This window comes from Streptomyces sp. NPDC020747, from assembly GCF_044334695.1.
Taxonomy (GTDB): Bacteria; Actinomycetota; Actinomycetes; order Streptomycetales; family Streptomycetaceae; genus Streptomyces.
In genome coordinates, this window is sequence record NZ_JBIRTJ010000001.1 from 1,093,494 (window position 1) to 1,114,102 (window position 20,609).

The 20,609-nt window shown below is 72.5% G+C and carries 9 protein-coding genes; all 9 read right to left on the reverse strand.

Features of this window, described 5'->3' with window-relative positions; translation table 11 throughout:
- Nucleotides 1-37 precede the first annotated feature (37 nt).
- The 9 genes from ACH4YP_RS04470 to ACH4YP_RS04510 all read right to left on the reverse strand — a co-directional run bounded on the left by ACH4YP_RS04470 (nucleotide 38) and on the right by ACH4YP_RS04510 (nucleotide 20,454).
- Nucleotides 38-8,554: a type I polyketide synthase gene (locus tag ACH4YP_RS04470; protein ID WP_398489295.1), complete on the reverse strand. Its 8,517-nt coding sequence runs from the start codon at nucleotides 8,552-8,554 to the stop codon at nucleotides 38-40.
- Between the two features lie 134 nt (nucleotides 8,555-8,688).
- On the reverse strand, nucleotides 8,689-12,657 hold the full coding sequence (locus tag ACH4YP_RS04475; protein ID WP_398489296.1) for a glycoside hydrolase family 2 TIM barrel-domain containing protein: 3,969 nt from the start codon (nucleotides 12,655-12,657) through the stop codon (nucleotides 8,689-8,691).
- A 220-nt stretch (nucleotides 12,658-12,877) separates the two neighbouring features.
- Nucleotides 12,878-13,387, reverse strand: a complete 510-nt coding sequence (locus tag ACH4YP_RS04480) for an O-acetyl-ADP-ribose deacetylase (RefSeq protein WP_361065415.1) — start codon at nucleotides 13,385-13,387, stop codon at nucleotides 12,878-12,880.
- Nucleotides 13,384-14,793 carry a phytoene desaturase family protein gene (locus ACH4YP_RS04485; protein WP_398489475.1) on the reverse strand — a complete coding sequence of 470 codons (1,410 nt, stop codon included), beginning with the start codon at nucleotides 14,791-14,793 and terminating at the stop codon, nucleotides 13,384-13,386. Before ACH4YP_RS04485 ends, ACH4YP_RS04480 begins: the two co-directional genes overlap by 4 nt.
- Before the next feature lie 118 nt (nucleotides 14,794-14,911).
- A complete protein-coding gene (locus ACH4YP_RS04490) occupies nucleotides 14,912-15,757 on the reverse strand; it encodes an inositol monophosphatase family protein (RefSeq protein WP_398489297.1) in 846 nt (281 codons plus the stop codon).
- A gap of 143 nt (nucleotides 15,758-15,900) precedes the next feature.
- Entirely contained in the window at nucleotides 15,901-17,856 is a 1,956-nt protein-coding gene (locus ACH4YP_RS04495; RefSeq protein WP_398489299.1) for a gamma-glutamyltransferase family protein, read from the reverse strand.
- A 90-nt stretch (nucleotides 17,857-17,946) separates the two neighbouring features.
- On the reverse strand, nucleotides 17,947-18,600 hold the full coding sequence (locus ACH4YP_RS04500; protein WP_398489300.1) for a DUF4232 domain-containing protein: 654 nt from the start codon (nucleotides 18,598-18,600) through the stop codon (nucleotides 17,947-17,949).
- 79 nt (nucleotides 18,601-18,679) lie between these two features.
- Nucleotides 18,680-19,348 (reverse strand): response regulator transcription factor, encoded by a 669-nt coding sequence (locus tag ACH4YP_RS04505; protein WP_361065440.1) that lies wholly within the window; start codon nucleotides 19,346-19,348, stop codon nucleotides 18,680-18,682.
- Between the two features lie 5 nt (nucleotides 19,349-19,353).
- Nucleotides 19,354-20,454 (reverse strand): sensor histidine kinase, encoded by a 1,101-nt coding sequence (locus ACH4YP_RS04510; protein WP_398489302.1) that lies wholly within the window; start codon nucleotides 20,452-20,454, stop codon nucleotides 19,354-19,356.
- Nucleotides 20,455-20,609 lie beyond the last annotated feature (155 nt).

Below are 20,609 nucleotides of genomic sequence, written 5' to 3' on the forward strand. Positions count from 1 at the left end.
CCTGAGGGCGCCTGCCTCCGCCGGACGCCTGCCTCCCCTACCCGAGGACGTCTCCCTCCGCCCCGCCGAGGGTGCCGATCCAGGTGCGGACCGCGGACGCCGTCGTACGGGCATCTTCCCGGAGGAGGGTCAGATGGTCGCCCGGGACGTCCACGTGCTCGTGCGGCAGCGGCCACGAGGTCCGCCAGCGGCCCGCGTCCGGTCCCGCCGCCATCTCCGGCGTGGGGTGCGTGGCCCGTACCAGCAGGGTCGGCGTGTCGACCGGTTCCGGGTCCCAGTCCATGAAGATCCGCGTGTACGCCCCCATGGCGGCGACGCCGGTGTCCTCGTACAGGCGGGGTGCGACGGCGGCGGGCAGGGCGAGCAGCCAGTCCTTGCGGCTGTTGTCCTCGTCGATGAGGTACGTGTCGAGCAGAATCTGGCCCGCGGGAGGCGTCCCGAGCCGTTCGAGTTCCCGGGTCATGGCGTGGGCGGTGGCACCGCCCGTGGACGCGCCGAGGAGGACGAAGGGCCGGTCGCCGACGTGCCGCAGCACCGTCTCGGCGTGGGTGCGCGCCAGCGCCTCACGGTCGGCGGGCACGGCGGCGCCCGCGCCGAGGCCCGGGTGCGGGAGTTCCAGTACGTCTCGTTCGCCGTCGAAGCAGCGGTGGAAGTCGGCGAACTCTCCTCCCGGTACGGCGAAGGGCGGATGGTGCCCTCCGAGGAAGACGAGCACGGGACGGGCGGGGCCCTCGGCCCGGCGGAGGGGCGGGAGGGCGTGCGCCCGGCTCTCGTCCGCCCCGAACGTCGGCAGTGCGCGCGATGCCGAGAACAGCATGTGCATGCCCGCGGTCACCTCGCCCTTCGCGCAGAGCGTGCGGTAGAGGGCGGCGAGGGTCTGGGAGGGGCGGGATACGGGGTCGGGCAGTGCGGGCGCGGGTGCAGGGTCGGGCTGCCTTTTCGGATCAGGCCCGTGATTCTGCCCGTGGACCGGCACGTGGAGCGGCACGTGATCCGACGGCCTCTGCCCGAGGTCCGGATCCGACGCCTGTCCCGGCGTCTGTGCCTGCATCTGCGCCTGTGCCTGCGTCTGCGCCTGCGTCTCGGGCGTTTCGCCGCTGATCAGGTCGAGCAGATGCCGGGCGAGCGCGTCCGCCGTGGGGTGGTCGAACACCACCGTGGCGGGCAGCCAGAGCCCCGTGGCCGTGCTGAGCGTGTTGCGGAGCTGGACCGCCATCAGGGAGTCGAAGCCGAGGTCGGCGAGCGGCTTTCCGGCGGGCAGCGCGTCGCCGTCGGGGTATCCGAGGACCACGGCGACCGTCTCACGTACCAGCTCTGCCAGCGCGTCCTCCCGTTCCCCGTCGGGCAACCCCGCCAACCGCTCGCGCCATGCTTCCTGCTCCGCCGCGAGCTGCGCACCGGCACCGGTTCCGGAGCCGTGGGCGGCCGCCGGTCGTCCCGTGCGTACCAGCCCGCGCAACAGCGGTGGTACGAGCCCGTCGGCGGACCGGAGTGCGGCCCGGTCCAGCAGGACGGGTGCGAGCACGGGCTCGTCGGTGCGCAGCGCCGCGTCGAACAGCGCCATGCCCTGCTCCGGGGAGAGCGCCCGGACCAGTTCCCGGGCCGTCGCCTCGCGGAGTCCGGCCGCCATGCCGCCGTCCTGCTCCCACAGCCCCCACGCGAGGGAGACCGCCGGCAGCCCCAGCGAGACGCGGTGGTGGGCGAGGGCGTCCAGGAAGGAGTTCGCCGCCGCGTAGTTGCCCTGGCCTGGCCGGCCGAGCAGCCCCGACACCGAGGAGAACAGCACGAACGCCGACAGGTCCAGATCACGGGTCAGCTCATGAAGGTGCCAGGCCGCGTCCGCCTTGGGCCGCAGCACCGCCGCCATCCGCTCCGGCGTGAGCGAGTCCAGTACGCCGTCGTCGAGCACCCCCGCCGCGTGGACCACGGCACTCAGCGGAGGCTCGCAGAGCCCGATCACCTCGGCCAGGGCGGAACGGTCGGCCGCGTCGCACGCGACCACGCGCACCTCGGCACCCAACTCCTCCAATTCCGTACGTAGTTCGGCCACGCCCGGTGCCTGCGGGCCGCGTCGCCCGGAGAGCAGCAGATGCCGTACGCCGTGCGCGGTGACCAGATGCCGGGCCAGCTCCGCACCGAGCGCGCCCGTGCCGCCGGTGATCAGCACGGTGCCGTGCGGGCCGAAGGCTCCGGTTTCGGCCCGACCGGCGGCGGAGGCCGCGACCAGCCGCGGTGCCATCAGCCGTCCGGACCGGATGGAGAGTTGGGGTTCGCCAGTGGCCACTGCCGTGGACAGCATCCGCAAGGACTCCGGCCGTCCGTCCACGTCGACCAGGACGACACGGCCCGGCATCTCCGACTGGGCTGTGCGCACGAGGCCCCATACGGCGGCTCCGGCGAGGTCCGGGGCCGGTGCGGTGGCGTCCCGGGTCACGACGAGCAGCCGTGAACCCGCCGCCTGTGGATTGGCCTGCCAGGTCCGCAGTGCTTCCAGGACTCTGGCGGTCAGTCGGTGTGTTGCGGAGACGGGATCGGGGGTCGCAGCGGGGGTGAGGGCCGTGAGCACCACGACGTCGGGCACGGAGGGTTTCCCGGCCCGCGGGATGTCCGCGCTACTCGCCGATGGAAGGTACGCGCCGAGGCCCAACTCGTCCGGCCCCAGCACCGTCCAGGCAGCCCCGCCCCCGGAGTCGGCAGGCGGGTTGGCAACCGGGGCGACCGGGACGACCTGTGTCCAGTCGGGGCGCAGCAACGCCCGCCGCACCACGTCGTCGGCCGAATCCAGCTGGCCGCCGGGCAGTTCTCGGGTGACCAGTGACTCGACTCCGGCCACCGGCCGCCCAGCCGTGTCGGCGAGTGTCACCGTGACGGCCCCCGGTCCCGTCGGTGTCAGCCGCACCCGTACCTCGGACGCCCCGTCGGCGTACAACTGCACACCACTCCACGCGAACGGCAGCCGCACGGAACCTGAGCCGGAGCCAGAGCCGGAGCGGAAACCGGGGTCGGAACCCGAGCGAGAACCGGGCCCGGAACCCGAGCCGGGCTCGGAGCCGGACCCAGCCTCTGCGCCGGGCCCGGCAAGCAGCATGCTGTGCACCGCCGCGTCCAGCAGGGCCGGATGTATGCCGAAGCGGGCGGCGTCCGGGGCCTGTTCCTCGGGGAGCCGGACCTCCGCGAAGAGCTCCGCTCCCCGCCGCCACACGGCACGGACGCCCTGGAACGCGGGCCCGTAGCCGAGGTCACCGTCCACCAACGTCTCGTACGCGTCGGTGAGTTGTACCTCTACGGCGCCTTCGGGAGGCCACACCTCGAGGTCGCTCTCCGACGGGTCCGCCGTCGCCGAAGGCGCCCCGCTCAGCGCCCCTGTGACATGCCGCGTCCAGTCCTCTTCCGCACCCTCCGGCTCACCCGGCTCGTCCGGCCGCGAGTAGACGTCCACCGAACGCCGCCCGGAGTCGTCCCCCGGCCCGACCACCACCTGGACCTGCACCCCCGCGCCGCCGGACAGCACGAGCGGCGCCACGACCACGAGTTCGTCCAGGCGGGCGCAGCCGACCTCGTCGCCGGCGCGGACGGCCATCTCCACGAAGGCGGTCGCGGGGACGAGGGCCCTCCCCGCGACCACATGGTCGCCGAGCCAGGGCTGTGCCACCGTCGAGAGCCACCCGGACAGTACTGTCCGGTCCGTGTCCGGCACCGTGAACGCCGGGCCGAGCAGCGGATGCCCCTGTGCGCCGGCCCGAGCCCCAGCACCCGCACGGGGAGCGTCCAGCCAGTACCGCCGCCGCTGGAACGCGTACGTCGGCAGATCGACCCGCCGCGCCCCCGAATCTGCGAACACCGCAGCCCAGTCGACACCCGCACCGCGCACATGGAGCCGGGCCACGGCCGACAGCAGCGACTCGGGTTCCCGTATGCCGGACCCATCCGACAACTGCCCGACGGCCGCGGCGAATTCGGCACTGCCACGGATGCCAGGACGCGACAGCACACCCTCGGCCGCCGCGGTGAGCACGGGGGCGGGACCGACCTCCAGGAACGCCCCGACGTCCTCGCTCTCGCCGAGCCACCGCACGGCGTCCGCGAACCGCACCGGCAGACGGGCATGCCGTACCCAGTACTCAGCCGAGCAGAGCTCTCCGGCCTCGGCGTCGGCCGGACGCCCCGACACCGTGGACACCACCGGAATCCGCGGCTGCCGGTACGTCGACTCCTCGGCCACGAGCCGGAATTCGTCGAGCATTGGCTCCACCAGCGGCGAGTGGAAGGCATGGCTCACCCGCAGCCGTACGGTCCCGCGCCCACGCTCCGCGAACACGTCCGCGACGGCGAACACGGCGTCGCGTACGCCGGAGATCGCCACGGAGCGCGGCCCGTTCACGGAGGCGATCGCGACCCGGTCCGTGAGACCGAGTTCGGTCAGTACGGGGACGACCTCGTCCTCGGCCGCGTACAGCGCGACCATCGCCCCGCCCTCCGGCAGCGCCTGCATCAGGCGGCCGCGGGCCGCGACGAGGGCGGCGGCGTCGGGCAGGTCCAGCACCCCGGCGACATGCGCCGCGGCCAGTTCCCCGACCGAGTGTCCGACCAGGAAGTCGGGCCGTACGCCCCAGGATTCCAGCAGGCGGAACAGCGCCACCTCGAAGGCGAACAGAGCGGCCTGGGTGAAGTCCGTACGGTCGAGGAGCGACGCGTCCGGTGAACCGTCCTCCGCGAACACCACCGTGCGCAGCGGGCGTTCGAGCCGTCCGTCGAGTGACTTGCACACCTCGTCGAAGGCGATCGCGAAAGCAGGGAAGGCCTCGGCCAACTCCCGTCCCATGCCTACGCGTTGGGCACCCTGCCCGGTGAACAGGAACGCCGTGCGGATGCCGGGGTCGGCGACACCCTGGACGGTTCCGGGGGCGAGCTCACCCTCCGCAATGGCTCGGAGCCCCGCCAACTCCCGCTCCCCCGGGGCGATGGCGGCACGGTGTGTGAGCGCCGACCTCGACACGGCCAGCGAGAGAGCGATGTCGGCCGAGTCGGCGGGGGTGAGCGCCGCGGGCCCGGCAGCCAACTCGTCGGCCAGCCGCCGCGCTTGGCCTCGCAGGGCGTGCTCGTCGGCTCCTGCCAACAGCCAGGGCAGCCGGGGCAGTTGCGTCGCCGTGTCGGCCGTGTCGGCCGTCTCAGCACGCTCGGTCGTTCGAGCGGGCTGCCGTCCGTCCGTGGGCGGTGTGAGCGGCTCTTCCAGGATCGCCGAGGCCTCTTCGAGGACCGCCGGCGCCTCTTCGAGGATCACGTGGGCGTTGGTCCCGCCGATCCCGAACGCCGAGACACCCGCCCTACGCAGCCGGTCGGGCGACGACGGCCAGGGCCGGGCCGCCGTCAGCAGTTCCACCCGGCCCGAGGACCAGTCGACGTGCGGGGACGGCGTCTCGGCGTGCAGTGTCGCGGGCAGCTCCGCATGCCGCATGGCCTGCACCATCTTGATGACTCCGGCGACCCCGGCGGCGGCCTGGGTGTGCCCGAGGTTGGACTTGACCGAGCCCAGCCAGAGCGGCGGCTGCTCCGGGGCGCGTTCCTGTCCGTACGTGGCCAGCAGCGCGCTCGCCTCGATCGGATCGCCGAGCTTCGTGCCGGTGCCGTGCCCCTCCACCGCGTCGACGTCGCTCGCCCGGAGCCCGGAGTCGGCGAGCGCGCGGGCGATGAGCTGCCGCTGCGCCTGGCCGTTGGGTGCCGTGAGCCCGTTGGACGCCCCGTCGGAGTTGACGGCGGAACCCCGCAGCACGGCCAGTACCGGATGTCCGTTGCGCCGCGCGTCGGACAGCCGCTCCAGCAGTACGAGCCCGACGCCCTCGCCCCAGCCGGTGCCGTCCGCCGACGAGGAGAACGACTTGCAGCGGCCGTCGGGCGACAACCCGCGCTGCCTGCTGAACATGGTGAACGACCTCGGTGTCGCCATCACCGTGACACCGCCCGCCAGGGCCATCGAGCACTCGCCCGAGCGCAGCGCACGCGCCGCCCAGTGCAGCGACACCAACGAGGCCGAGCACGCGGTGTCGAGGGTGATCGCCGGGCCGCGCAGCCCGAACGTGTAGGCGATCCGCCCGGAGGCGACGCTCCCGGCCGAGCCCAGGCCCAGGTGCGCCTCCAACTCGTGCGGCTCGGTGCCGAATCGGTCCGCGTAGTCGGCGTACATCACGCCGACGAACACACCCGTGTCGCTGTCGCGCAGGGACGCCGGGTCGATCCCGGCACGCTCCCAGACCTCCCACGAGGTCTCAAGGAGCAGTCGCTGCTGCGGGTCCATGGCCAGCGCCTCGCGCGGCGAGATCCCGAAGAGGCCCGCGTCGAACTCGGCGGCCCGGTGCAGGAATCCGCCGCTGCGCGCGTACGACGTCCCGAGGCGGTCCGGATCGGGGTCGTACAGGGCGTCCAGGTCCCAGCCACGGTCGGCGGGAAAGTCCGAGACGGCGTCCCTGCCTTCGGAGACCAGCCGCCACAGGTCCTCCGGCGACTGGACGTCACCGGGGTAGCGGCAGGCCATGGCGACGACGACCACCGGGTCGTCGGCCTCGCCGGGGTCGGCCGCAGGGCTCTCGGCACCCGCTGCCCCCTGGGTGAAGAGGGCGGTCCGCAGGCGGCGTGCCACGTCGGCTGGTGTCGGGAAGTCGTAGACGAGCGTGGTCGGCAGCCGCAGCCCGGTCGCCGCGCCCAGGCGCTCGATCAACGTGACTGCGCCCAGGGAGGTGAGCCCCAGTTCGATGAAGGGGCGCTCCGCGTCCCGCCGTTCGTACGGCCGCTCACCGCGGACCTCCGCCGTCACGGAGAGCACGGTCTCACGCAGTACGCGCTCGCGTTCCTCAGGCGAGAGGGGGGCCAGCCGCTCGCGCAGCGCCGAGGCACTCAACACGCCTGACTTTTCAGGTACTTCGGGCATTCCGAGCGTATCGGGCTGGAAACGGAGGTCGGGTGCGGGCCGTGCAAGCCCCGGCACGACCGCGCGGCGGGCGATCTTGCCGGATGCCGTACGCGGCACGGCGGCGATCTCGTGGATCTCCGCGGGCACCTTGTGGTCGGACAGCAGGGTGCGGCACGTCCTCAGCACGCGCTGCGGGTCGAGCCCACCCGGACCGGGCACGACGAAGGCGACCGGGACCTCGCCGAGGACGTCGTGCGGGGCGCCCACGACGACGGCGTCGGCCACTCCGGGGCAGCTGAGCAGGGCCTGTTCGATCTCGGTGGGGTGGATGTTCTCGCCGCCGGTGATGATCAGTTCGCTGACCCGGCCGGTGAGGACGAGATGCCCGTGCTCGACCCGGCGGGCCAGGTCCCCGGTGCGGTACCAGCCGTCCTTGAGCGCGGCGCCGGTCGCCTCGGGCTGGTTGTGGTACCCGGTCATGAGCCCGGGGCCGCGCACCCACACCTCGCCCTCGTCGCCGTCCTCCGCGTCGCGCCCAGAGCGAGGATCGACGAGCCGTACGTCCATGCCGGGCACCGGAGGCCCGCACGAGCCGTCGGCCCTGGGCCCGTCAGGCCGGTTCACGGCGATCATCCCGCACGTCTCGGTGCTGCCGTACGCGTCCAGCAGGGGTGCCCCGAGCACCTCCTCGACGGCCCGGGCGAGCGACGGCGGACTCGGCGCGCCCGCGACGACGCAGTGCCGCAGCCCGGAACGCGAGGGCCTGGCGGCGGTCTCCCCGGCCGCCGACACCAGCCGGTGGTAGGTCGCGGGGACACCGGCCATCAACGTGAACGGCCCTTCGGGCCGCTCGTGCGCCTCATGCGCCTCATGCGCTTCGTCGATTACGCGCAACAGCCCACCGGGCGGCAGGAGTTCCCCGGTGATGTGCGCGCTCGCGCCGGTGGCGACGACGCCCAGCACGGCGAGAGAGTGCCCGAAGCTGTGGAACAGCGGGAGCGGCCACAGCAGCCGGTCCCCGGACGAGAGCCCGAAGATCGGCGCGTAGCAGGCCTGTGCCGACCAGAGCGCGGTGCGCTGCGTGGACACAACTCCCTTGGGCCGGTGGGTGGTTCCGGAGGTGTAGAGCAGCCATGCCGGCTCGTCGAGTCCGAGGTCGTCCCGCGCCGGTCCGGCGCCCTCGTCCGCAACCGCCGCGTCGAAGAGCACGGTCCCGCCGGGGGCTTCCGCGGGCACCGGTCCCGCCCCGGTGACCAGCACCCGCAGACAGCCGAACTCCTCACCCAACCGGGCCAATTGGCCGAGGTGCGCCCGGTCCGTGACGATCACCGAGGCGCCACTGTCCGTCAGCAGGTGCGCGAGTTCCGAGTCGGAGGAGCGGGGGTTCAGCAGGACACCGACCCCGTTCGCCCGCGTCACTGCGAGGCAACTCTCCACCAGCTCGACGCAGTTGCCCAGCAGGACCGCGACCCGGTCACCCCGAACGAGCCCCGCCCCCGCCAGATGACCGGCCAACTTCCCTGTGCGCTGCTCCAGTTCCCCGTAACTCACGCCACGCGCGGAGTCCGAGAAGGCGACCCGGTCGGCCGCCCTTGCGGCATGCCGCTTCAGCAACTCCGGTAGCGGCCGGATCAGTTCGTCGTCGTGCACAATGCCCCACCCCGTACGGTCCCCGAGCCGTCCCCCCTGCTGAGGCGAGCCTACGTCTCGCCGAACACAAGATCGAAAGAATCGGAGCCCGGACGGTGGGCGTGTCGCCGCTCCCGGGGAATTCCCCCGCCGTACTACCCGGAGAACTCCCCCGCCGTGGGCCGCCGTGACGCCGCCATCGCCGTGTCGACGTCGGTGAGCGGGCGCAGCCGGTAGGTGTAGGAGTAGTCCCGGTCGGCGAAGAGCTTGTACTCGTCGTGCGTGTGCGCGCCCCAGCTGTTGTCTCCGCCCACCCCCATCTGCCGGTGGTTCAGGCGAAGGACGACCTCGTCCCGCGGGGTCAGCTGGTAGTCGTGGCGCGTCCCGACGGACAGGTCCTCGGGCGTGAAGTGCGAGGCGTTGACCTCAAGGAGCGGTTCGCCGGAGACCAGCAGCCCGGCGCCGCCGCGGTCGGTCAGTGCGGCCCAGCGGACGTCGGTCTTGTTGCCGTTCTCCTGCGGGCGGATGTAGGGCGTCCACTGCCCGGAGACGGTCCCGGAGTACAGGCCCACGTCGGTGCCGGTGTTGCGGTCCCAGTGGTTCTCCTCAGGGCCACGGCCGTAGTAGTGCAGGCGCTCCAGCCGCCCCGGCAGGAACAGCAGGGTGCCGACCTCCGGGATGTAGGGCAGGTTCGCCGCGCCCGGGTGGAGGGTGTTGTCGACCTTGATCTCGCCGTTGCCGAAGACCGTGTACGTGGTGGTGTACGTCGATGCGGTGGTCGTGGGCAGGGTCCCCGCGACCTTGATCTCGACGGCCCGGTCGCGCAGGGCACGCACGCTGACGTCCGTCACCTTCCGCAGCGCCCCGGCGTCACGCCAGGTCTGGTTGCGGACGTGCTGGCCGTTGCCCCTGTCGTTGTCGATCGGTGCACGCCAGAAGTTCGGCACGGGCCCGGAGGTGATCAGCCGGGTGCCACGGACCTCGTACGACGTGATGACGCCCGTGCGCTTGTCGACGGTGACGGAGAAAGCCTTGCCCTGGACCGTGATGGACTGTTCGCGGTCCTGGTGTCGCAGGGCGGGCACGCGCTCCAGCGGGACTGGGCGCACGGGCGGGCTGTCGGCGTCGACCGGGAGCTGCTTCTTGGCCACCTCGAAGCCGGCCTTCGCCCACTTCGTGCGTTCCTTGGTGGTGAAGGACAGCTGCAGGAAGTACTCCGCGCCGGGCGCCGGATCGGCCGGCAGTCTGAAGGCCACGGTGATGTCCTTGCTGCTGAGCGGCGGGACGTCCAGCTGGGCGCGGCTCAGTTTCCCGCGCCGTACGACCTCGCCGTCGGCGACGAGGGTCCAACTCCCGTCGAATTCACGGAGGTTGGTGAACAGGTACTCGTTGGTGAGGGTGACCGCGGCTCCGGCGGCTCCGGCGGCGAGGGATGTGCCGGACGCCGGTGCGGCGTTGATCGCCTGGTAGACCTGCTTGACCTCCGCGGCCTTGCCGGTGTGTCCGCGGTCGGCGGTGACGATGCCGTCCGCGACGAAGGCCCCGTCGTTGGGGTGGTCGCCCCAGTCACCGCCGTACGCGAAGAACGTGCGCTCCTTCGGCCGCTTCTCGGTGACCTTGACGGTGGCCGCGTCGAACCAGAACCGCACCCCGTCGTCGCCGGGTCCGCGCCCGTCCGACGCGAGCTCGGCCGCGGACAGGGCGCGGGCGTAGACGCGCGCCCGCCGGATCGTGCCGCTGAACTCCCGGGTCGGGTTGTCGACATCGGTCGCGAGCGACAGCGGTGCGGTGTTGTTGGCGGGCCGCCGGGTGGTGGTCCTGGTGGCCTTCGCCGCGCCGTCGACGTAGAGGGTCAGCGTGCCCGCCTCCGCGTCGAAGACACCCGCGACGTGGTGCTCCTTGCCGGTCCAGTCGTCCGGCAGGGCCCAGTTCGCGGCGATCCACTGGCCGCCGCCGTGGATGAAGAACTCCAGGGTCCTGTCCGACTGTTTCAGGGCGTACTGGGTGTCGCCCTTGACGATGAGCGGCTGGTGGTAGCCGGTCACGGACGGGGTGACCCAGGCCTCCAGCGTCAGCGAGCCGGTGATGTCGAGGCCGGTGTCACGGGCGAAGACGGTACTGCCGGACAGGCCCTTCTCACGGTCGAAGGTCGCGCTGCTCGCCTGGATCTCACCGCGCACCCTGCCGGGCCCGGCCTCGGTGAACAGCACGCGCCTCGGGGTCGGCCAGGTCAGTGACTGGTCGACGAAGTCCCAGATCCAGCCGCCCTGAAGGACGTCGTGGCGGCGGATGAGGTCCCAGTACTTCTGGAAGTTGCCCGTCGAGTTCCCCATCGAGTGGGAGTACTCGATCATGACGTACGGGCGGGTGTCGGCGGTGTCCTTCGCCCGCTGTTCGACGCGCGCGGGGCTGTCGTACATCTCCGAGCGGATGTCGCTGATCCCCGGGCGGTCGTCGCCCTCGTACTGGATGACGCGGGTGGTGTCGTAGGAGCGGATCCAGTCGTGCATGGCGACGAACGTGCTGCCGCCGCCCGCCTCGTTGCCGAGCGACCAGATGACGACGGAGGCGTGGTTCTTGTCGCGGTGGACCATGTTCTGGGCGCGGGACACGCAGGCCCTGCTCCAGTCGGCGTGGTTGCCCGGGTACTCGTCGCGGATGCCGTGGGTCTCGAGGTTGGTCTCGTCCACGAGGTACAGGCCGTACTCGTCGGCGAGCTCGTACCAGAGCGTGTTGTTGGGGTAGTGCGAGGTGCGGACCGTGTTGATGTTCAGCCGCTTGACGATTTCCATGTCCTTGACCAGGTCCGCCCTGGTGAGCGCGGTGCCGCGGTCGGGGTGCATCTCGTGCCGGTTGGTGCCCCGGAAGGAAACGGGTCTGCCGTTGATGCGCATCAGCCCGCCCTTGAGCGCGAACTCGCGCAGGCCGACCCGGTGCGAGACCGTCTCGACGACCTTGCCCGCCGGATCGCGCAGCCGCAGCACGGCCGTGTAGAGGTACGGGTCCTCGGCCGACCACAGCTTCGGCGCGGGTACCGCCTTGGCTGCCTGTACGGTCACGTCCTCGCCGGCCGGGGCCGAGCCGAGGTCGACGGCCTGCTGCAGCGGGCGGGGCCAGACGGCGTGTCCGCGCGCGTCGTAGAGCTGCGTCTCGACGGAGTACCGCCCGCTGCCGTCAGCCTCGCCGTTGCCCTTGCCCTCGCCACTGCCCTTGTCCTTGTCCTTGCCGTCTCCGTAGGCGCGCACGCTCGCGGTGACGGACAGTTCGGCGGCCTTGTAGTCGTCGCTCAGCGGGGTGTCCAGCTTGAAGTCGCGCAGGTGCACGGCCGGTGTGGAGTACAGGTGGACCGAGCGGAAGATGCCGCTCAGCCGGATCATGTCCTGGTCCTCCAGCCAGTCGCCGTCGGAGTAGCGGTACACCTCCACCGCGATCTGGTTGGTGCCGGGCTTGAGGTGCGGGGTGATGTCGTACTCGGCGGGGACGTAGGAGTCCTCGCTGTAGCCCACCAACTCGCCGTTGATCCACACGTAGTGGGCGGACTTCACGCCCTCGAAGTGCAGGAACGTCCGCCGCCCCGCCCATCCCTCGGGGACGGTGAAGGTGCGCCGGTACTGGCCCACGGGGTTGTAGCGGGTCGGGGCCGCCGGCGGCTGCGGCTCCTCGCCCAGGCCGTTGGGACCCCAGTAGGGATACGTGATGTTGATGTAGATCGGGAAGTCGTAGCCGTGCACCTGCCAGGCGGAGGGGACCGGGATGGTGTCCCAGGAGCTGTCGTCGACGTCCGTGCGGTGGAAGTCGGTGTCCCGGTCGTCGGGACGGTCGGCGTAGGCGAACTTCCACTTCCCGTCGAGACTCATCCGGTACGGCGAACGCGTGCGGTCGCCGGCCAGCGCCTGACCGACGTCCGCGTACGGGGTGAGCGTGGTGTGGGGCGGCTCGGTCCCCACCCGGAAGACGTCGATGGCGCCGTTCCACTCCGGTGTGCCGGCGGCGGCACCGGGCCTTTCGGCCGCGTACGCCGGGGCGGACGACGCGGGCAGGGCGAGCACGCCGAGGACGGCGGCCCCTCCCTCAAGCAGTCGGCGGCGGCTGACGGGAGGCATCTGCGCGTGCGGGTGCGGCATGGCTGTGGCCTTCCTCGGTACGACATGTGGGGTGCGCGAACTGAGGGAGCGCCAGCTCTGTCGAGCTGGTCGAAGCGGCTGACAGACGGAAGTTGATGTCAGGACAGAATGCGACCGCTGAGGACAAAGACACCTAGTGAGCCACAGAAAACCCTAGGACCCGAACACAATCGGAGCAATGACCCTGTCGGACTTTGTGTGATCCTGAGGGCAGGTCAGGTCAGCGCAGCCGCGCCGCGAACGCCTCGTACGCCCGCTCGTCGAAGAGGACGAACCTGGCCTCGGTGACCGCCGTCTCGGTGTCCCGAACCGTACCGACCGCGATGCGGGCCGCATCGTCCATCGGCCATCCGTAGATCCCGGCGGAGACGGCCGGGAACGCGACGGTCCGCGCGCCCAGTTCGTCGGCGACCCGCAGCGACTCCCGGTAGCAGGAGGCCAGCAGCTCCGAGCGGTCCTCGCTCCGGCTGAAGACGGGGCCGACCGTGTGGATCACCCAGCGCGCGTCCAGCTTGCCCGCCGTGGTGGCGACGGCCTGCCCCGTACGCAGGCCCTTGCCGTAGTGGGAGGCGCGGAGTGCGCGGCACTCGGCGAGGATCTCGGGGCCGCCGCGCCGGTGGATGGCGCCGTCCACGCCTCCGCCGCCCAGCAGGGAGGAGTTCGCGGCGTTGACGATCGCGTCCACGCTCTGCCGGGTGATGTCGCCCCGGACGAACTCGACGGCGGTCATGACTGACGCAGCCTCCGCCACACGGCCTTGGCCGCGTTGTGCCCCGACATGCCGTGCACGCCCGCGCCCGGCGGGGTGGCCGAGGAGCAGATGAACACAGCCGGATGCGGGGTGCTGTACGGGAACAGGGACAGCTTGGGGCGCAGCATCAGCTGGAGGCCGGAGGCCGCGCCGCAGGCGATGTCGCCGCCCACGTAGTTGGCGTTGCGCGCGGCGAGTTCGGGCGGGCCCGCCGTGGCGCGGGCGAGGACGCGGTCCCGGAACCCGGGCGCGAACCGCTCCAGCTGGCGCTCCATCGCGTCAGTGAGGTCCCCGGTCCAGCCGTTCGGCACGTGGCCGTACGCCCAGAAGACATGCTTTCCGGCCGGCGCCCTGGACGGGTCGACGACGCTCGGCTGCACGGTGATCAGGAACGGCGCGTCGGGGGCACGGCCCTCCCGGGACGCCAGGCGCAGGGCGGTACCGATCTCCTTGCTGCTCGCGCCGACCTGCACCGTGCCGGCCGCGCGGGCTTCCTTCGCGGTCCACGGCACCGGCCCGTCGAGGGCGTAGTCGACCTTGAAGACGCCCGCCCCGTACCGGAACCGCTCGTAGTACCGCCCGAAGCCCGCGATGCGGCCCAGCGCGGTGGGCGAGGTGTCGAAGACGTACGCGCGCGCGGGCGGCAGGTCGTCGAGCCGCTTGACCTCGTAGTCGGTGTGGACGGCGCCGCCGAGGTCCTTCAGGTACGCGGTCAGCGCGTCGGAGATCGACTGGGAGCCGCCGCGGGCGACGGGCCAGCCCCGGGCGTGGGCGGCCAGCGCGAAGACGAGGCCGACGGCGCCGGTCGCGAACCCGCCCAGCGGGGCCATGACGTGCGCGACCAGTCCGGCGAACAGGGCCCTGGCCCGGTCGTCGCGGAACCGGCGCATCAGCCAGGTCGAGGGCGGCAGACCGGCCAGGCCGAACCGGGCGAGGGTGACCGGGTCGCGCGGCAGGGCGGTGAGCGGCAGGGACATGAAGTCCCGCGCCAGGGTGTCCCAGGTATGGGTGAACGGCTCGACGAGCCTGCGGTACGCGCCCGCGTCACGCGGTCCGAACGAGGCGGCCGTCTCCGCCACGGAACGCGACAGCACGGCCGCCGTACCGTCCAGGAAGGGGTGTGCCATGGGCAGTTCGGGCTGCAGCCACTCCAGGCCGTACCTCGCCAGCGGTATCGCGCGGAACGCGGGTGAGTTGATGCCCAGGGGATGTGCGGCGGAGCACGGGTCGTGCCGGAAGCCGGGCAGGGTCAGCTCCTCGGTGCGGGCACCTCCCCCGACCGTGTCGCGCGCTTCGAAGACGGCCACGGAGAAGCCGCGCCGGGCCAGCTCCACGGCAGCCGTCAGTCCGTTCGGCCCCGCACCCACCACGACGGCATCGAGCATCGACGGCACCTTCGGACTCCTTTGTCAGCCGACGGCCACTGGGGATCAGGATATGCCGGGCCTCCGAGAGCCCCGTCTCGGCCCGTCGCAGCCCGTCTCAGCCCCGGGCCGTCTCAGGTCAGGCCCCGCCCGACAGCAGTCCGAGGACCCGGCGGGCCGTGGCCGCGTCCCGTGCCGCCGTGAACGGCAGTGTGTTGCCGCCGGTTATCCGGAAGGGCTCGCCCGTGAGCGTCAGGTGCGCGCCGCCCGCCTCCTCGACGAGCAGGAGGCCCGCCGCGTGGTCCCAGGCCGCCTCCCACGAGAACGCGGTAGCGTCCAACTCGCCCCGGGCGACGGCGAGATACTCAAGGCCGGCCGAGCCGCACGCGCGCGGGCCGACGCCTTCCGTCCAGAGGCCGAGGAGCGCGCGCTTCTGGTCGTCCGTCGTGTAGTCCGGGTGGGACGTGGCCACTTCGAGGTCACGGCCGGGCGCGGGCGAGCCGGCGCGGAGGGGCTCGCCGTCCAAGAGGGCACCCTTGCCCCGGACGGCCACGGCGAGTTGGTCGCGGGCCGGTGCGTACGTCCAGGACGCCAGCAGGACTCCGCGGTGGGCGAGTGCGACCAGGGTGCAGAAGCCGGGGTCGCCGTGGACGAACTGTCGGGTGCCGTCCACCGGGTCGACTATCCAGACCGGGGCCTCGCCCTTGATCGCCTCGTACGTCGCGGGGTTGGCGTGGACCGCCTCCTCGCCCACGACGACCGAGCCGGGCAGCAGCTTGACCAGCGCCTCGGTGAGAAACTCCTCGGCCTTGCGGTCGGCGTCCGTGACCAGATCGTGCGGACCGGTCTTCTCGTCTATCTCGTGCGCGGCGAGCTGCCGGAAGCGCGGCATGATCTCCGTGGCGGCCGCCGTACGGACGGCCTCTTCTACGTCGGCGGTGCGGTGTGCGAGAAACTCGTCGATGGTTTCGATGTCCTGGATCATGCCTCCATGAGAGCACGCGCCACTGACAATCCCCACCCGCCCGGTGTATCCCGGGTGGAATCACCATGAACAACGGGTGTTACGAGCTCAGCGCCACGTGACCTGTGCAGGGACCAGGACCGGGACCAGAACCAGGACCGGCGTCAGCGTCCGACCGCGTACCCCTGCATCCCGCGCGGGTTCGCCGCCGCCGACAGCACTCCGGTCCGCGGGTCCCGCGCCACCGCGCACAGCCGGCCCTCGGACCAGGCGTCGCCGACCTCGACGTCGTGGCCGCGGCGGCGCAGCTCCTCCACCACCTCCGGATCCGTGCGGGACTCGACGGTGACGCTGCCGGGACGCATTCCGCGCGGGTAGAAGGAACCGGGGAAGCTGTCGTTGTGCCAGTTCGGGGCGTCGATGGCGCCCTGGAGATCCAGGCCGCCGCGCACCTGAGCACGCAGGGCGACGGCCAGGAAGAAGTGCAGCTGCCACTGGTCCTGCTGATCACCGCCGGGGGTGCCGAAGGCCATGACCGGCACCCCGTCCCGCAGCGCGAGCGAGGGCGTGAGCGTCGTACGCGGTCGGCGGCCCGGGGTCAGGGAGTTGGGCAGCCCCTCGTCCAGCCAGGCCATCTGGAGCCGGGTACCGAGCGGGAAGCCCAGCTCGGGCACGACCGGGTTGGACTGCAGCCAGCCGCCGCTGGGCGTGGCCGCGACCATGTTGCCCCAGCGGTCGACGATGTCGAGGTGACAGGTGTCGCCCCGGGTCGCCCCGTCCGCGGAGACGTCGGGCTCGCCGGGCACGGGCGAGGTCGGCCGCTTGGCCACGGTCGGCTCTCCGAGGCCCGCCCGGCCCGCCTCCGCGCGGCCGGCGCCCACGCCCGCCGCGCCCCCCGCCCGCGCCACCGTCGGCTCCCCCGCTCCCGGCACCCCGAGCGCGTCGTACCCGTCCTCCTCCCCCGCGGCCACCACGCGCGCGTACCCGCTGAGCCGTGGGGCCCGCCCTCCGGGGCTGCCGGGCCGCAGCTCGTAGGAGGCCTTCTCCCCGACCAGCGCCCGCCGCCCGGCGTTGTACTCCGCCGACAGCAGCTCCTCCAGGGGCACCTCGCCCGCGTCCCCGTACCACGCCTCCCGGTCGGCCATCGCGAGCTTGCAGCCCTCGATCAGCAGGTGCACGTACTCGGCGGAGCCGTACCGCGGCAGCTCCGGCGGCAGCAGGGCCAGCTGCTGGAGGAGCACCGGGCCCTGGCTCCAGGGCCCGGCCTTGCAGAGGGTCCAGCCCCGCCAGTCGTACGTGGCCGGTGCCTCGTAGGACGCGGACCAGCCCGCCAGGTCGGCCGCCGTCAGCGTGCCGCAGTGCCGTTCACCGCTGGTGTCCATGGTGGGCCGGGCCGCCTGCCGTACCAGGGCCTCGGCGATGAAGCCCTCGCGCCAGATCCGCCGCGCCGCCTCGATCTCGGCGATCCGGTCTCCGGGCTCCTGACCAACTCCAGACTCCCGGTCGCCGCCCGCCTCCTCCGCGGCCTCCGCCACCAGCCGCTTCCACGTCGCGGCCAGCGTCGGATTCCGGAACAGCTCGCCCGGGCGCGGGGGCCGCCCGTCCGGCAGGTACACGTCGGCCGAGGACGTCCACTCGGTCTCGAAGAGCTCCCGTATCGTCTCGACGGTCTCGCCGACGCGCTCCACGGGCGCGTGCCCGTCCTCCGCGTATCCGATGGCGTACTTCAGGACGTCCGCCAGGGACTTCGTGCCGTGGTCGCGCAGCAGCAGCATCCACGCGTCGAAGGCCCCCGGCACCGCGGCCGCGAGGGGTCCGGTACCGGGTACGAGATCCAAACCCAGTCCCCTGTAGTGGGCGATCGTGGCCCCGGCCGGTGCCACGCCCTGTCCGCACAGCACCCGTACCTCCCCGCCCGCCGGGGCGAGGATGATCGGCACCTCGCCGGCGGGCCCGTTGAGGTGCGGCTCGACGACGTGCAGCACGAATCCGGCGGCGACGGCGGCGTCGTACGCGTTGCCGCCGTCCTCCAGTACGGCCATCGCCGACTGCGAGGCGAGCCAGTGCGTGGAGGACACCATCCCGAAGGTGCCCTGGAGGGTGGGTCGGGTAGTGAACACGGAGGAACTCCTCACTGCGGCGCGGGCATCCGGACTGTGGGCGGGCGTCCGGCAGGCGTCCGGCGATCGTACGCAGCCCGCTCCCGCCCCCTACTCCGAGGGCTGCCAGGCCGTCGTCCCCAGGATGTTCTCGGGGCCGATGTCGAGCGGATACGGCGGCCGTACGGTCACGGTGTCGTCCCCCTTCTCCGGGGCGACGCGGAGGTAGACACCGTCCTGGTTGTGCATCCGCCAGTACAGGGCCGCGTGTGCGCTCTCGCCGGGTTCGAGGGTCAGCGGCCGGGGGCCGGGGTCCTCCGGCGCCATGGACACCTTGTCCGTGCCCTCGACGGTCCGTACGCCCGGGAAGGGGGCGCCCGAGGCATCGAGGACGGTGACGGCCGGGTAGCCGTTCAACTTGTACGGGCGGTCACCGCAGTTGGTGACGTCGAGGCCCATGGCACGCAGTCCCATGGCCGCGTCGCCCTCGTCGGCGTAGAAGCGCAGGCCGGACGGCGGACAGCCCTGCCCCTCCTGGACGGGTACGGACGGAGAGTGCGTGGGGATCCCGGACGGGGACGGATCCGCCGCCCGGGTCGGCACCTCCACGTTCGGCGTGGGCGTCGGCGTGGGCCTGCGTTCGGGGTTGCGCTCACGGTCCAACTCGGCGGAGAGCCCGCAGCCGCTCACACCCGCGATCACCCCCAGCACCAGCAGACAGGCGAGGGCGACTCTGCGGACCGATCTCGGACGTATCGCGATCACGCGCCGATCATCACACGAGACCTCGACGGAAGCCGTCACTCCGCTCCCCGGCACCCTCACCACGCTCCCCCGTTGTCCCTCACTCCACGTGCCCCCGTGCCGCGACCAGCCCCGACTCGTAGGCGAACACGACCAGTTGGGCGCGATCTCGCGCTGCCAGCTTGGTCATCGCGCGGCTGACATGGGTCTTGACCGTGAAGGGGCTGATGACCATGTGGGCGGCGATCTCCTCGTTGGTGAGGCCACGCGCGGCGAGCGCGGTGACCTCGCGCTCGCGGCGGGTGAGGCACTCCAGGCCGGGAGCGCTGGCCCGGTCCGGCGGCCGGGCCACGAACTCGCCGATCAGCGTGCGGGTGACGGACGGCGACAGCAGGGCCTCGCCGCGCGCGACGACCTCGATGGCCTGGAGCAGGTCGGCGGGCTCGGTGTCCTTGAGCAGGAACCCGCTGGCGCCGGCCCGCAGCGCCTCGAAGACGTACTCGTCCAGGCCGTAGTTGGTCAGCATCACCACGCGTACGCCGGACAGTCCGGGGTCGGCGGCGATGCGGCGGGTCGCCTCGATGCCCGTCATCACCGGCATCTGGACGTCGACGAGGGCGATGTCCGGGACATGCGCGCGCACCAGCGCCAGGCCCTGCTCCCCGTCGGCGGCCTCGCCGACCACCTCGATGCCCTCCTCGGCGTCCAGGAGGGCCCGGAACCCGGCGCGCATCAGGGCCTGGTCGTCGACCAGCGCGACCCTGATCAGGCCGCTCACGGCAGGTCCAGCGGCACTTTGGCCCGTACCGAGAAGCCGCCCTCCGCGCGCGGGGCGGCGTGCAGGGTGCCGCCGAGGGCCGTGACGCGTTCGCGCATGCCGGTGAGCCCGATGCCCTCGGCGCACGGCCGGGACGGTTCGGCGGTGCCGTCGTCCTCGACGCGTATCGTCAACTCGCGCTCTTCGTACTCCAGTTGGACGGCAACCTTGGCGGGCCCGGCGTGCCGGGCGGCGTTCGTCAGGGCCTCCTGGACGATGCGGTACGCGGCACGGTCCACGGTCGCCGTCAGCGGGCGCTCATGGCCGGTCACGGTCAGGTCGACGGCGAGGCCCGCGGCCCGCGCGCGCTCCACGAGCAGGGCCGGGGTGCCGGTCGGCTCGTCGGTGCGCAACACCTCAAGGGTGGCGCGCAGTTCGCGCATGGCCTCGCCGCCCGCCTCCTGGATGGCGAGCAGGGCCGGGGGTATCTCCTCGCCGCGCTTGCGCGCGAGGTGGACGGCGACTCCCGCCTGGAGCTTGACGATCGAGATGCTGTGCGTGAGGGAGTCGTGCAACTCGCGGGCGATACGCAGGCGTTCCTCGCCCGCCCGGCGCAACGCCGCCTCCTCACGGGTGCGTTCGGCCTCCAGGGCACGCTGTTCGGTCTGGCGCAGATAGGCCTGCCAGTTGCGGCCCGCGAGACCGGTGACGACGGCGCACAGGAACCAGCCCGCGAGCAACGCGGTCTGCTCGACGGTGGCCTGGGAGGTGATCCCCGTCGCGAGCCACGCTCCGAGGAACACCCCGCCGGCGGCCGCGGCCACACCCCGGTGCCCCGCCTGTGCCGCCGTGTGGACCGCGGCCATCACCGGGAGGGAGGCCACCGGCCCGGGCTCGGCGTGCAGCACATAGCCGGCCAGCGCGGCCGTGGTCACGGCGAGCACCGCGCGAGGCGCCTTCCGGTACGCGGCCAGCGCGAGCGAACCGGTCACGATCAGCGCGTAGTCGACCGGCTCGGTGTCCTTGCGGAAGGCCGCCACGGACACGACGATCGCGCCGATCACGACGGCGAGCGCCACGTCGGCGAGCCGCTTGAGGGTGACCTGGTCCGCGTCCATGTCCGTACCGTAGACCGCCGTACCGACAGGGTCGTCAGCCCTGTGGACGGCCCCGCGACTACTCCCGGCGCAGTAGTCCAATGCCCGGCACGGTCGCGTCGGAGCACCGCCAACTGCCTTCGGCCGTACGACGCCCGCAGGCACCCTCGGGAGCG